Genomic DNA, 13566 nt, shown 5'->3' on the forward strand with positions numbered 1-13566 from the left:
GGTGAGCACCCCGAGTCCCGCCCGGCCCACCCTCGCTTCGCTGCGGCGGGCACAGCGCACCCTCCGGGCCACTGTGGCCACAGTGGCGGTGGTGCTCGCGGCGGTGCTGATCACCCTCACCGGTGTGATGAGTGCCGCCGCGCAACCACCACCGACGCCGCCCGTGCCGGTGCCCTCGGCTCCGGCGACACCCACACCCACGACACCGGCTCCGACCTCGGCGGTGCCTCCGTCGCGCTGGATCACGCCCCCACCCACCACCAGCCCGGCCTCACCCACCCCGGGCGTTCCCGACTCGAATATCCCCACCCCGGGCTCACCGGGGCCGGGGGCTGGCGAGTGCGGGGTGAGCAACATCTCCGGCTGCGTCGCGAAAGCGATCGACGGGTTCTTCCAGCGTCTGGTCGACTCCGCGCTCAACCCGCTGCTCGAATTGGTGTCGCACACCCTGCTCACTACCCCCGAACCCGGTGATCTGCCGCAGGTCGGTGTGTTGTGGACGCAGTCGTGGCAGTTGGTGCTCGCGCTGTATGGGCTGGTGGTGACCGCGGCCGGGGTGCTGCTGATGGTGCGCGAAACCCTGCAGACGCGGTGGTCGTGGCGCGAGCTGACGGCACGGCTGGTGGTCGGGTTCATCACTGCCGCGATGAGCATGGTGATCGCGACCGCGGCGATCGGGTTCGCCAACGCCCTCGCCCAATCCCTCGCCGGTGACGGTGTCGACTCCGACTCCGCCGCCGCCGCGTTGACCCAGCTCGCGGCGACCGGCGGCACGGCGCAGGGGACCTTCACGATCCTGCTGCTGGTCGCACTGGTGGTGATGCTGGTCGTGCTGCTGGTCTCCTATGTGGTGCGCGTCGCGGTCACCGTCATCCTGATCGTGGCGGCCCCGCTGGCGTTGATGTGTCACGCCCTGCCCGGCCTCGAGATGGTGGCGCGCTGGTGGTGGCGATCGTTCGCCGCGTGCCTGGCGATCCAGGTGGTGCAGTCACTGGTACTGGTGACGGTGCTGCGGGTGTTCCTCACCCCGGGGGGATGGAACTTCTTCGGCCCCACCGCGAACGGGATCGTTGATCTGATCGTCGCGCTCGCATTGATGGGTGTGTTGATCAAGACCCCGTTCTGGCTGCTGTCGGTATTGCGGATCGGGCACGGCCGCACCCTCGTCGGCTCGGTCGTGCGCAGCTACGTCGTCTACAAAACCTTCGGCCTACTCAAAGGCGGCAACACCGGTCGCGGGCGCGGCGGTGGCGGTTCGGTCACGCCCGCCCAGCCACGGCCTCGTGGGCGACGTGCCGTCGCGGCCGGGCCACGCGACCCGTACGCGCGGGTGCGCGCCACCCGCGACGGGCAGCTGATGCTGCCCTTGGAAGGTGTGCGTCGAGTCCGGCGGCAACCTTCCCCAGCAGCCGGACAATCCACTACCGCCCCAAAGACCACACCGGGCCGTATGCCGCGCGGCAGGCAACTTGCCTTCGACTTCGATCCGCCGGACCCCTACCGGGGGATCCGTCCCGGGCGCGGCGGCCAGTACTCGCTGCCGATCCCGGTGAGCAGGGTCCGGCCCACCGCAGCGGCCGAACCCCTACGACCACCAGCGCGCGCCACCGCGCCGCGAGGCCGCCGACCCCAACAGCTCGCGTTCGACTTCGAGACGCCCGCACCATCGGATCCCTACGACCGGATCCGGCCGCTGCGTAGCGGCCAGTACCCGCTGCCCATCCCGGTGACCCGCATCCGGCCCGCCCCACCACCGTCCACACCACCCCAACCACCACCCGCGCCGACACCGTCGCCGGGACGGCAACTGCATCTGCCGTTGCCCGATCTCCCGGTGCGTCGCCGTGCGCGCCGAGCTCCCCGAGGAGGAAAGCCTCTATGACGACGATCGTGCGTATACCCGCCGATGTCGAACGCAGTGACCGGTTGATCGGACCGTTCACCGCCCGACAACTCGCCATCCTCGCCACCACCGCACTGGCGCTGTACTCGGTGTGGATCGCAACCCGGGCCGTGGTCGCGCCGCTGGTGTTCCTGGCCGCCGCCGCACCGATCGCCGCCGTGGTCACCGTCGCGATCCTCACCCGCCGCGACGGGCTCCCCGCCGACCTGCTGTTGTTAGCCGCGATCCGCCACCGGTTTCGTTCGCGTCACCTGGTCACCGCCTCCGAGGGCACCATGATCGCGGCGGCGCCGAGGTGGATCACCGACCGGGCTACACGAGCCCGGCCACGCCCGCCGGTTCCCGCGGCGTTATCGCCCGAGGAGTTGCGGTTACCGGCGTCGGTCACACCGGGCGGCGGCGGTGTCGGGGTCATCGACCTCGGGGCCGACGGGCTCGCCGTCGTCGCGGTCGCTGGCACCCTCAACCTCGCCCTACGCACCCCGGCCGAACAAGACAGCCTCGTCGGACAACTCACCGGCTGGCTCCACACCCTGCGCCAACCCGTCCAGATCCTCCTGCGCTCGGCACGCCTGGACCTCACCACTCACCTCACCAGCCTGCACACCGCCACCCAAGACATGTCCCCGCACCTGGCCGCCGCCGCCCACGACCACGCCGCGCACCTCGCCGAACTGGCCGCCGGGGAGAACCTGACCCACCGCCAGGTACTGCTGGTGTGGCGCGAGCCCCTCGACAATCCCACCGCCGCGACCTCGCCGGGCATGCGGCTGCTCAAGCTGCGTGGGCGCGGCCGTGCTCGGCGGAGCCTGTCGGCCGCCGCGCGCCGGGCCGCCGAGTCACGGCTGCTGCGTCGCATGAACGAAGCCGCCGACCTACTCGCCCCGTTGGGAGTGACGGTCACCGCCCTCGATGACATGCAAGCCACCGCCGTCCTGACCGCCTGCTGCAATCCCGAGGGACTCGTGTCGTCCGCCGCTGATGTCGCACCCCGCGACGCCATCATCATCACCACCGCCGCATACACCGACACCGATCCCGACTCCTTCCCCGACGACCCGTTCACGCCCGACGGCGAGGCGGGGTTCGCACCGGAATCGCTGACGATCGGCACCCGCCACCTCGAGATCGGTGGCGACTGGGCGGCGACCCTCGCGGTCACCGGATATCCGCGCGAGGTGACGGCGGGCTGGCTCGCACCACTGCTGACCCATCCCGGACGGGTCGAGGTCGCCGTCCACATCGACCCCGTCGACCCGGTCACCGCCGCCACCCGGCTACGCCGCCAACTCGCGCGACTGGAATCCTCCCGAATGCACGACGCGAGCCGAGGCCGACCCTCCGACCCGCAGATCGACGTCGCCGTCGAAGACGCCGCCGAGTTGTCGGCGCGCGTCGCGCGCTCGCAGGCGCGACTGTTCCGGGTGGGGGTGTACCTCACAGTGCACGCCGACACCGAAGCCGAGCTGGCCGATGAGGTCGCCGCCGTGCGGGCGCTGGCCGCGAGCCTGCTCGTGGACACCTGCACCCTGGCCTATCGCGCCGCGCAGGGCTGGGCCACAACGCTGCCTCTCGGGTTGGATTTGATCCGGGTGCGGCGCACCTTCGACACCACCGCGCTCGCGGCGGCGTTCCCGTTCGACTCCCCACAACTGCCGGTAGCCGATCCGGTCCGGGCCGCCCGCCCCGAGGGGGTGCTCTACGGCCGTGACGCCGCGTCGGGGTTGTTGTTCGTGGACCGGTTCGCCCCCGACGCCCACAACCACAACATGGTGGTCCTCGGCCGTAGCGGGGCGGGGAAGTCGTATCTGGTCAAGACCGAGATCCTGCGCTCGCTGTATCGCGGTATCGAGCAAGTGGTCATCGACCCCGAAGACGAATACCGCCGCCTGGCCGAGGCGGTCGGCGGCACCCACATCCGCCTCGGCGCCCCGGGCGAGCGACTCAACCCGTTCGACCTGGAAATCCACACCCGCCCCGACGGCCGCCGCAGCGCCCCCGCCGATGCCCTGACACGCCGGAAACTGTTCCTGCACGGCCTCATCCAGGTCCTACTCGGCGAGCAGACACCCGCACAACGGGCGGCCCTAGACACCGCCCTGTCGGCTACCTACACCGCCGCCGGTATCACCGACGACCCCGCCACCTGGACGCGGCCCGCCCCGACCCTGAGCCGATTACGTGACCAACTGGACAGGCTCGCCACCCCTGCCGCCGAAGAGCTGGCGGCCGGATTGCATCCCTTCGTCGGCGGCGGAGCCTATGCCGGGCTGTTGGACGGACCGACCACCACCGACCCCGAGGGTGGGCTGGTGGTGTTCTCCCTGCGAGAACTACCGGAGGAGTTGAAGGCGATCGGCACCCTGCTGGTGCTGGACGCGACATGGCGGCGTGTGTCCAACCCGGCGAACCGGTGGCCGCGGATGGTCACCGTGGACGAAGCCTGGCTGCTCATGCGCCAACCTGCCGCAGCGCAATTCCTGTTCCGGGCCGCGAAGAGTTTCCGCAAACACTGGGCCGGGCTCACCGTCGCCACCCAGGACAGCGCAGACGTGCTCTCCACCGAACTGGGGCGCGCGATCGTGTCCAACGCCGCGACACAGATCCTGCTACGTCAGGCACCTCAGGCCATCGACGAGGTCGCCGCCGCGTTCAAACTGTCCGACGGTGAACGACAGTTCTTGCTGTCGGCTGCCCGGGGCAGCGGTCTGCTCGCCGTCGGGGGCACCGACCGCGCCGTCTTCGGATCGCTGGCCTCACTCACGGAAGACGCTCTGATCACCACCGACCCCAGCGAACTCGCCACCATAGGCGATGACGGCGGTACCGATATCGACATCGAACCGCTGCCATCGCTGCCTCCACTCACCGACCCCGGCGACGCTGGGACCGCTACCGCAGACGTCGGCGACAACGACAACGATGCCGACGGCGGGCAAGAGATAGTCCTCGACGGTCGGGCGGCATGATGCCCCCGGATTCGCCACCGTCGCGGTGCCGGGCACAAACCTCGACCCCCGCCCCTGTGCGCTGCCGCACGAGAATTCCCCCCGGTCGCCCAGGCGCGGCGCAGTCGCCTATCGCGGGAACCGGATTCCGTACCCCCGATGGTGGGCTGCACCCACACCCGACGCCCGAACCGGAACACCGGTCGCGCCGCCCGGAACGTGCGCCTGCCGCCATTTCACGGCGCGGCCGGTTCCCCACGATGCCCGACCCGGAATCGGCGGCGCTACGGCCCGACACGAGTCACGTCGAACACCCAGCAGTCACCCCCGCACGGTGATGCAGGCACCAGTTCGCTTGACGACAGCCGGTGTAGGGAGCGTTCATGGACCCGCATTCGGGCACGGCGGAAACGACATCGACACGCAAAGAAGACGAAATGACCGATACACCAGAAGAACTCGACTTCCCGACATCACCGAACACGCCCCCACCGGACCCGTATGCACCCGGCCACCGGCCCGCCACACCGCCGCCTGAGAGGAACCCGATGCCAGACCACGAACCCGCCACCCCCGCCGACACCACCACCCACCGCAACCAGCGTGAGGACTGGCTCACCACCGCTGAACTGGCCCACGAATACAAGTTCGCCATCGGCACCCTGCGCTACTGGCGCCACATCGGCTACGGCCCCGCCTCCTTCGCCCTCGGCCGCAAGATCGTCTACCGGCGCAGCGACGTCGAGGCATGGATTGATGAGCAGGAACAACGCACCCGGCGCGGCGGCACCACCGCCGCCTAACGGGGCAACCCCGATAACGCAGCTGGCCCCCGCCGGTTCAACCCCGCTGTTACCAGCAGCGGGCGACGGAGGCCAACACCACTACCCCCTCCAAAGGAATAGAGGCATGGTCCAGACTAAACGTGGCCGCCCCGAACTCGACCCCGGCACCGTCCCCGAACCCAACGTGAAACCGCACCCGAGCCTGCCGGGTGTGTGGACGGCATCGGGAAGACCCCGCGATTGGAACGGCAACTACCAGCGCATCACCCGCTCATCACCGCCGGAGACCGACAGCCGGGGCCGGACCAAACCGGACCGGACCGGTGAACGTGCCCGCCGCGCCTTCATCGATGACGCACAGGAGTGGATCGATTCCTCGGTCACCCTCGCGGGCGCACTGAACAAGCGCTCCACCCTCGCGCAAGCGTGGGCCGCGTACAAGGACGATCTACGCACGCGCGGACGGCTCCCCGAGACGATCAACAACTACGAACCGATGATGCGTGACACCGTGATCCCGAAGTACGGACGCCGCGAGATCGGTCTGATCAACACCGCCGTGATCGAAGACATGCTCGGCCATGTGGCCCGCGAGCGTGGCGGCAGCGCGCCGCGCATCTTGAAGGAGAACATTCTGTCGGGGATGTTCCGGTTCTGCATCCGTGTCGGCGCACTCGGACCGGGCAACCCGAGCAACCCGGTCCGCGAAGCGTTACTCCCCAAACCGGGCAACTTCTCCCGCCGCCGTGGCGGTGCCGCATTCGTCGACTCCGCGACGGTGGCGCGCATCCTGATCGACGTCTACACCTGCGATACGCCGTGCCCCACACTGGACAAGCGAGTGGGCAAGCGGGCGTGGAAACAGCGGGTGCCCACGGTTGCGGAGTTCTGCGAAACCGATGATCTGGCCGATTGGGTGGTGTTCGTGGCTGCGACCGGATGGCGGCTCGGCCAGACGCTCGGTGTGTGCGAGTCCGATATCGATTTCGAGACCGGGATCCTCACCCCGCGCGGGGCGGTCCGCAGCCGCGACGGATCGGCGCAGGTGTGGACCGACTACACCACGCCGGACGCCGAAGACCTGAGTCAGGGCAAGTTCATCACCAAATCTGTCCAGCTCCCGCAAGTGGTCCTGGACCTGCTCACCGCCCGGATAGACCGGTTAGAAGCTGTTCGGAAGGAAATCCGCAAGCGCCGGTTGAAGGCAGGGTTGCCGCCGCGCCCGACGAAGGCGGACTGGCCCGAAGACCTGTTGTTCTTCGATCTCGACGACGGCGGGCCCCGCAACCTCAAAAGCATGGGCCGCCGCTGGCAGCGACTCGCCGCAGCGCTCGGGCTGCCCGACGGGGTCACGCCCCACAGCTTGCGCAAACACCTTGGCACCGAAGGCATCTCGGCCGGACTCGACGTGACCAAGGTCGCCGACCAACTCGGCAACACCTCCCGGGTACTGCGCAAATCGTACGTGCGTCGCCACCAGCCACACGCCGACGTGACCGCACTCATCGGCGACAAGATCGGCCCCGCACTCAACGAGGTCGCACGCCGCCGCTCCAGCTAGATCGCGTACCGAACCGAATTGAGGGGTGGCACAAGCGGTGCCACCCCTCAACTATGTCCGCCAACGAACAGAACCCCGCACACCTCACCGACGACCGACCGCGACAGAACGCGTCGCACGCCGAACCTATCCTCCGTCTTCCCCTGCACCCGGCCCCTCCTCGCTGGCCCCGGCCCGACCAGGCGAAACGAAACACACCGCGTCACTCAGCACCGCCCTACACACACGTCGGCCGAATTCTTGACAAGTAGATGGCAAATGACCACAGAACACGCGGTACTGTCGCCCCCATGACCGGCGGATATGCTTTTAGAGGGCACATTGGTAACTCATCGGGAACGCCCAGAACTCGAGTGGCACCCACCGCAGGACCTGAACGCAAATCCCCCGTCACCCGACTGGTACGGCCTGAAGATCCGGAGAGGTGGGCAGCCTAAAGACCCGGAGAGGCGGCACCGGGCAGCGGCATGATGCGGACTACCGTGGTGGTCGTACTGCCGACAACGAACCACAGCCGCAGCACCGGCTGTCCTGACCGGTCGCTGGGCTCGTATCGGCTCCGTACGGTCACATGCTGGCGCGCGAGGACCGGCGCCACATATTCGATCACCGCGCGGTGCGGGCCTGCGAGCAGCTTGGGGTAGTCGACCAGGAACTGTTCCACTGCCTGCCAGTAACAGGCGTTGTTGACGTGGTTGTACTGATCGATATCCGTGGCGCGCACCGGGAACGGCATGTCGGTGTCCGATTCCGGCGGCGTGGCGTCTGCCAGGTACGGCCGCCAGCGCAGCCGATGCTCGTCGGTCGTGCGGGCCAGGTAGGCGAGGCCCTCGTCGCTGATCCGGGCGGGCATCCCGGTCGACTCGCTGATGTTGATCCAGAAGCCCTCTGTCTCGATCAAGCCACCGTTTCCGCTGGTGATCCGCACGCGCATATTGGTCCACCTGGTGGACAAGGCCGAGCACCAGCGCAACAGCCGCACCTCGTCCGGCCAGAGGATCGGTCGGATGACGTCGATGACTGTCCGTCGGACGATCCAATTCGGGTCGGTCCGGTGAAAGAAGGTCGTCTGCAGATTTTCCCAGGCAATGTCCTGGAGGTAGCGGGCGACGGCATCGAACCGCAACCGGTCGTAAGGATCCACATCGCCAGCCCGGACGGGCCACGCCGAAGCAAAGCCGATGCCCTCCTGGGAAAGCGGGGCGAGTGGCTGATCGAGTGACACTGGTGCTCCTCGCGCTGCACGGTGTGCTGCGTTTCTTCATGCGGTGCTGTTGTGACACGACTTTACGGGGCGCACGTCACACCCTGGCGTCGAGCCGCCTGTACTCCCGCATAATCCACCAAAAAAGCTTTGGACCAGGCAGGATGGCGGGGCGGACCGATTCGGTCCGGTTGCTGTCCCAGCGATTCTCCGCGAGCGGTTGCCCGCGGATTCGTGCTGGATGATCAGCGCGATCGCCCGCTCGAAATCGGGTCGTCTGGATACTGGTCCGCGGCGGCCGGTTAGGTTGGTCTCGGCGGCGTCGGCGAGTACACACGCCGTCGCGAGGACAGAGAGGTCAGCACATGCGCGCAGCCCAGGTCAGCAAGCTGGAAGGACCGGAAGCGATCCAGGTCGTGGACATCCCGGAGCCCGCGTCCTACCAGGGTGGTGTCGTGATCGACGTGCACGCGGCAGGTGTCGCGTTCCCGGACGTGCTGATGACACGCGGCCTGTACCAAATGAAGCCCGAGCTGCCGTTCGTCGTCGGCGGCGAGGTTGCGGGCATCGTGCGCGAGGCGCCGGAAGACGCACACGTCGCGGCCGGTGACCGGGTGGTCGCACTGACCCTGCTCGGCAACGCCATGGCCGAGGTGGCCGTCGTACCCGCGCAGATGGTGTTCCGGCTGCCGGACAACGTCTCGCTGGAGGCGGGCGCCGGCATCCTGTTCAACGATCTGACCGTGCACTTCTGCCTCCGCAACCGCGGCAGGCTGGCCGAGGGCGAGACTGTGCTCGTGCACGGCGCCGCGGGCGGCATCGGCACCTCGACGCTGCGGATGGCGGCCGCGCTCGGCGCGGGCCGGGTGATCGCCGTGGTGAGCACGGAGGCGAAGGCCGAGGTGGCCCGCGCCAACGGCGCCAGCGACGTAGTGCTCGCCGACGGCTGGCTCGCGGCGGTGCAGGAATTGACCGGCGGGCGTGGCGTAGACATCGTGCTCGACCCGGTCGGCGGCGACCGCTTCACCGACAGCATTCGTTCGCTCGCCTCGGCGGGACGGTTGCTGGTGGTCGGCTTCACCGCCGGCGAGATCCCCACCGTCAAGGTGAACCGGCTGCTGCTGAAGAACGTCGAAGTGCTCGGCGCGCTGTGGGGCGAATGGGTGATGTCGCACCCGGGGTATCTCTCCGAGCAGTGGGTCGAGGTGGAGCCCCTGCTCGCCGCCGGCAAGATCGCGCCGCCGGAGCCGGTGCTGTACCCACTGGACAGGGCCGCCGAGGCGGTCGCCTCGCTGGACAACCGCACCGCCACCGGCAAGGTCGTGGTCACGCTGCGCTGACGCGCACAGAACTGCCGTCCCTGGAGCACGCTGTGAAGCTGTCCACCCGGGTGCTGAATCGCACCCTGCTCGCCCGCCAGCACCTGCTGGAGCGCTCCCCGCGCACCGTGCACGAGATGTGCGACCATCTCGTCGGGCTGCAGGCGCAGGATTCGCCGCCGCCGTTCGTCGGATTGTGGAGCCGCATCTCGGATTTCGATCCGACGACGGTGTCGGACGCGCTGGCGGACCGCTCGCTGGTCCGAATCACCCTGATGCGCGGCACGATTCACCTGGTCACCCCGCCCGACGCGCTACGCATCGCGCCGCACGTGCAACCGGAGCTGGAGAAGGTGCCGTTCCGCAAGGGGTTCAACTATGGCGCGATGGTCGGACTCGACCCGGAGGAGGTGCGCAGGCACGGCGAAGCGGTACTCGGCGACGAGCCGATGTCCGCTGCGGAGCTGCGCGCCCGCGCTGCCGAGCTCTATCCGGATCGCAACGCGGGCGCGGTGGTGCAGACCTGGCTCTATCAGCTCCCGGTGTTGCAGACCCCGCCGCGGGGCCAGTGGAAAGACAACAGCAGGCCGATCTGGTCCCGGGTCGAGCCGTGGCTCGACGCTCCGCTCGACCCGAGCTACCCGCTGGCGGAGTTGCTCGTCCGCTATCTGCGCGCCTTCGGCCCGGCCGGCACCATGGACATGCAGACCTGGTCGAAGCTGCTCGGCATGAAGCAGGCGATGGACGAACTCGGCGACCGCGTGCGCACCTACACCGACGAGCGCGGACGGACCCTCTACGACGTAGCCGACGGCGAGCTCGCCGACCCCGACGTGCCCGCTCCAGTGCGCCTGCTCGGCTGGTACGACAATGCCCTTCTCTCCCACCAGGATCGGACCAGGATCGTGCCGGACGGTGCGGCCCCTCCGTTGCGCGCCTTCGCGGCACAGGTGTCTCCGGTGCTCGTCGACGGGTTCCTCGCGGGTTTGTACAAGGTCTTCGTCACCGCCGAGACCGCTCGGCTCCGGATCAGCCCGACCAGGACCTGGACCAAGACGGAAAGCGCCGCCGTGGCGGCCGAAGCGCACGCCCTGCTCGGCTTCCTGGAGGCGGGTAGGCGGGCAAGCGTGGAAATCCTCGACGTGGACGCCGACCTGCGTCCCTAGCGAGGACCGCATTTCGTTCGAAACGGTTGCCGCGGCTACGGTTCGTGGGTCGAACGGTAGGCGGGCGCCTTGGTGGTACCGGCCGGACTCACCGTGCGCAGCAGCGGCAGCGACCGGCGCGCCACCACTGTCGACAGCACGATGACGCTGTGCGAGCGCACCACCGACGAGGTCCGGTCGATGCTCAGCAAGGCGGCCTGCAGTCCAGCGTGCGAGTCGGCGCCGATCCGGCAGAGCACGTCGCCGGAGCCGGTGGTCGCGTAGGCCTCCAGCACACCGGGGATGGCGTCGAGTTCGGCCGCGACGGTGTCGAGCGCGCCCTGTGCGATCTCCAGCGTGACGAACGCCTGCACGTCGAACCCGGCCGCGGTGACGTCGATCTGCGGGTCGTAAGAGGCGATCACGCCGGACTCCTCCATGCGTCCGATCCGGGATTGCACCGTGGCCCTGGCGACCCGGGTGCGGCGGGACAGCTCGAGAATGCCCGCCTTCTGGTACTCGTGCATCGCGGTAAGGATGGCGAGATCGAGTTCGTCGAGTTTCGCGGACGTGCGCGACATGACGGCCTCCGTTCGGGGCATGGGCCAGGCTTGCTGCCTGTCCGGCAAATGCTATTCAAATTGTCCAGCATTACACGGCGCTTCCTAGCCGAATTCGCCACACTGTCTATCGATAATCGGCGCTGTTGCCTACCGTGCAGACCCGGCGATTTCCTGGGAACATGACCATTGATCACCTGCCCAACGCCCGGCGCGGCACCGCCCCCAGCAACCGCGAGCTGCGCACGCTCGTCGGGCTGGTCGACCACGACGACAGCGGCGATCCCTTCCCCGTGATCGGCTGGGATGCACTGGTCTGGGTGGTCGGCAACGCCACGCAGACCGCGCACTTCCTGGAATCCGCTTTCGGGATGCGGCTGGAGGCATACTCCGGTCCCGAGACCGGAAACCGTGACCACAAAGCGTTCGTCTTACGCAGTGGCGCAGCACGTTTCGTGGTTTCCGGGGCCGTCGACCCGAACAGTACGCTGGTCGCCCATCATGATCGGCACGGCGACGGCGTTGTCGACATCGCGCTGGAGGTGCCCGACGTGGATCGCTGTGTGGCATGGGCGCGGACGCACGGCGCCACCATCCTGGTCGAACCGCACGACGACACCGACGACTTCGGCACCGTCCGCTCGGCCGCGCTGGCCACTTACGGCGAGACCCGCCACACGCTGGTCGACCGTTCCCGTTACCACGGTCCCTACCTGCCCGGCTATGTCGGCCGGCGCTCGAACTATCAGCAACGGGCGGGCTCGCCCCCTCGGCTGTTTCAGGCGATCGACCACGTAGTGGGCAATGTGGAACTCGGGCAGATGGACCAGTGGGTCGAGTTCTATCGACGCGTCATGGGTTTCACCAACATGGCAGAGTTCGTCGGCGACGACATCGCCACCGAGTATTCGGCGCTGATGAGCAAGGTGGTCGCCAATGGAAACCACCGGGTGAAGTTCCCGCTCAACGAACCCGCCGTCGGCAAGAAGCGCTCGCAGATCGATGAATACCTCGAGTTCTACCGTGGTCCCGGCGTGCAGCACATCGCGCTCGCCACCGGCGACATCCTTTCCTGTGTCGACGCGCTGCGCCGCGAGGGTGTCGAATTCCTCGACACACCCGCCGCCTACTACGAGGACCCCGAACTGAGCGCCCGCATCGGCCGGGTCCGCGTGCCGGTCGAGGAATTACAGCGCCGTGGCATCCTGGTAGATCGCGACGAGGACGGCTATCTCCTGCAGATCTTCACCAGACCGCTCACCGACCGTCCCACCGTTTTCTTCGAGCTCATCGAGCGGCACGGCTCCCTCGGTTTCGGCAAGGGCAATTTCAAGGCCCTGTTCCAGGCGATCGAACGCGAACAGGAGGCGCGCGGCAATTTGTGATCGGTTGTCGCACTGTGTATTCAGCAGCACTCTCCTGGTCGGATCATTCGCCGGACACGGGGAGGATCGCGGCGGCCGGGAAAACCGCCGCGGTGGCTTTCGATCGTCATCGCGCTCTGTGGTGGGCGCGGATCCGGTCGCGCGGGCGGTGTGCGTCGACGCTGGATAACCGTTGCCGCCCGCGCGATCCGGACCCGACGGCCACGCCGTGGGTAGAGTGCAGCTATGCGGATAGGGGCGTTGGTCGGCTGTGCGGCGGTGCTGTCGTTGACGCTGACGGCGTGCGGTTCGGGGGGCGACACCGACGACACCCAGACCTCGCTGCGCCCGCCGCCGAAGGTGGCCACACTAGGTCCGTTCGTCGGCGAATGCGGGCACGCGACCGACGACGAGGTGCGCGATATCGCGGGTCTCGGCCAGATCTCCCTGGTGCTGAAGAACTCGGTGGGCTGCAACTGGCAGTCTGCGGGGACCGGTTCGTCCAGCGTCACCTTCGCCTCGTATCGGGGCAGCCCGATCGAGCGGGAGAAGGCATGGGTCTCCACTCAGGGCCGCAATCCGCAGACGATCGAAGTCGGAGGGCGTACCGGTTTTCAGGCGCTCGAGCCGAGCGGGCAGGTCTGTGACCTCGCGGTGCGGCTCGATGACGACTTCTTCGAGTGGTCGATGTCCTTCGGCCTGTTCGGCGCCAACGGTAATCCGTGCGACCGCATGCACAAGCTGGCGGAACTGACCGTGCAACGGCTGGGGTAGGGA

At 68.2% G+C, this 13566-nt stretch carries 10 protein-coding genes; 8 read left to right on the forward strand and 2 right to left on the reverse strand.

Going from position 1 to position 13566, the window contains the following annotated elements; genetic code table 11:
* Position 1 precedes the first annotated feature (1 nt).
* From AB4Z47_RS16585 to AB4Z47_RS16600, 4 genes are all read left to right on the forward strand, one after another.
* On the forward strand, positions 2-1882 hold the full coding sequence (locus AB4Z47_RS16585; RefSeq protein WP_441951733.1) for a hypothetical protein: 1881 nt from the start codon (positions 2-4) through the stop codon (positions 1880-1882).
* A complete protein-coding gene (locus AB4Z47_RS16590) occupies positions 1879-4872 on the forward strand; it encodes a TraG/VirB4 family ATPase (protein ID WP_441951734.1) in 2994 nt (997 codons plus the stop codon). Before AB4Z47_RS16585 ends, AB4Z47_RS16590 begins: the two co-directional genes overlap by 4 nt.
* Positions 4873-5399: 527 nt before the next feature.
* A complete protein-coding gene (locus AB4Z47_RS16595) occupies positions 5400-5654 on the forward strand; it encodes a helix-turn-helix transcriptional regulator (RefSeq protein ID WP_441951735.1) in 255 nt (84 codons plus the stop codon).
* A 106-nt stretch (positions 5655-5760) separates the two neighbouring features.
* Complete coding sequence (locus AB4Z47_RS16600; protein ID WP_441951736.1) at positions 5761-7197, forward strand: hypothetical protein; 1437 nt, start codon at positions 5761-5763, stop codon at positions 7195-7197.
* Between the two features lie 433 nt (positions 7198-7630).
* Here AB4Z47_RS16600 and AB4Z47_RS16605 read toward each other — a convergent pair whose 3' ends face one another.
* On the reverse strand, positions 7631-8422 hold the full coding sequence (locus AB4Z47_RS16605) for an acyl-[acyl-carrier-protein] thioesterase (protein WP_441951738.1): 792 nt from the start codon (positions 8420-8422) through the stop codon (positions 7631-7633).
* Between the two features lie 344 nt (positions 8423-8766).
* Here AB4Z47_RS16605 and AB4Z47_RS16610 point away from each other — a divergent pair, with 344 nt between their 5' ends.
* Together AB4Z47_RS16610 and AB4Z47_RS16615 are read left to right on the forward strand one after the other, a co-directional pair.
* Positions 8767-9741: an NADPH:quinone oxidoreductase family protein gene (locus AB4Z47_RS16610; protein WP_441951739.1), complete on the forward strand. Its 975-nt coding sequence runs from the start codon at positions 8767-8769 to the stop codon at positions 9739-9741.
* A gap of 32 nt (positions 9742-9773) precedes the next feature.
* On the forward strand, positions 9774-10886 hold the full coding sequence (locus tag AB4Z47_RS16615; RefSeq protein ID WP_441951741.1) for a winged helix DNA-binding domain-containing protein: 1113 nt from the start codon (positions 9774-9776) through the stop codon (positions 10884-10886).
* Positions 10887-10921: 35 nt separating this feature from the next.
* Here the strand turns inward: AB4Z47_RS16615 and AB4Z47_RS16620 are convergent, their stop codons facing one another.
* Complete coding sequence (locus AB4Z47_RS16620; protein WP_441951743.1) at positions 10922-11446, reverse strand: Lrp/AsnC family transcriptional regulator; 525 nt, start codon at positions 11444-11446, stop codon at positions 10922-10924.
* A 161-nt stretch (positions 11447-11607) separates the two neighbouring features.
* Here AB4Z47_RS16620 and hppD point away from each other — a divergent pair, with 161 nt between their 5' ends.
* Positions 11608-12810 carry a 4-hydroxyphenylpyruvate dioxygenase gene (hppD, locus tag AB4Z47_RS16625; RefSeq protein ID WP_441951745.1) on the forward strand — a complete coding sequence of 401 codons (1203 nt, stop codon included), beginning with the start codon at positions 11608-11610 and terminating at the stop codon, positions 12808-12810.
* Between the two features lie 225 nt (positions 12811-13035).
* Positions 13036-13563: a DUF3558 domain-containing protein gene (locus AB4Z47_RS16630; RefSeq protein ID WP_441951746.1), complete on the forward strand. Its 528-nt coding sequence runs from the start codon at positions 13036-13038 to the stop codon at positions 13561-13563.
* Positions 13564-13566: the final 3 nt, after the last annotated feature.

This window comes from Nocardia sp. 2TAF39 (genome assembly GCF_052114905.1).
GTDB lineage: Bacteria > Actinomycetota > Actinomycetes > Mycobacteriales > Mycobacteriaceae > Nocardia.

What these genes read in the sequence shown, in the direction of transcription:
- AB4Z47_RS16590 (WP_441951734.1), top strand. Translation starts at nt 1,879, where the DNA reads ATGACGACGATCGTGCGTATACCCGCCGATGTCGAACGCAGTGACCGG.
- AB4Z47_RS16595 (WP_441951735.1), top strand. Translation starts at nt 5,400, where the DNA reads ATGCCAGACCACGAACCCGCCACCCCCGCCGACACCACCACCCACCGC.
- AB4Z47_RS16600 (WP_441951736.1), top strand. Translation starts at nt 5,761, where the DNA reads ATGGTCCAGACTAAACGTGGCCGCCCCGAACTCGACCCCGGCACCGTC.
- AB4Z47_RS16610 (WP_441951739.1), top strand. Translation starts at nt 8,767, where the DNA reads ATGCGCGCAGCCCAGGTCAGCAAGCTGGAAGGACCGGAAGCGATCCAG.
- AB4Z47_RS16620 (WP_441951743.1), bottom strand. Translation starts at nt 11,446, where the DNA reads ATGTCGCGCACGTCCGCGAAACTCGACGAACTCGATCTCGCCATCCTT.
- hppD (WP_441951745.1), top strand. Translation starts at nt 11,608, where the DNA reads ATGACCATTGATCACCTGCCCAACGCCCGGCGCGGCACCGCCCCCAGC.
- AB4Z47_RS16630 (WP_441951746.1), top strand. Translation starts at nt 13,036, where the DNA reads ATGCGGATAGGGGCGTTGGTCGGCTGTGCGGCGGTGCTGTCGTTGACG.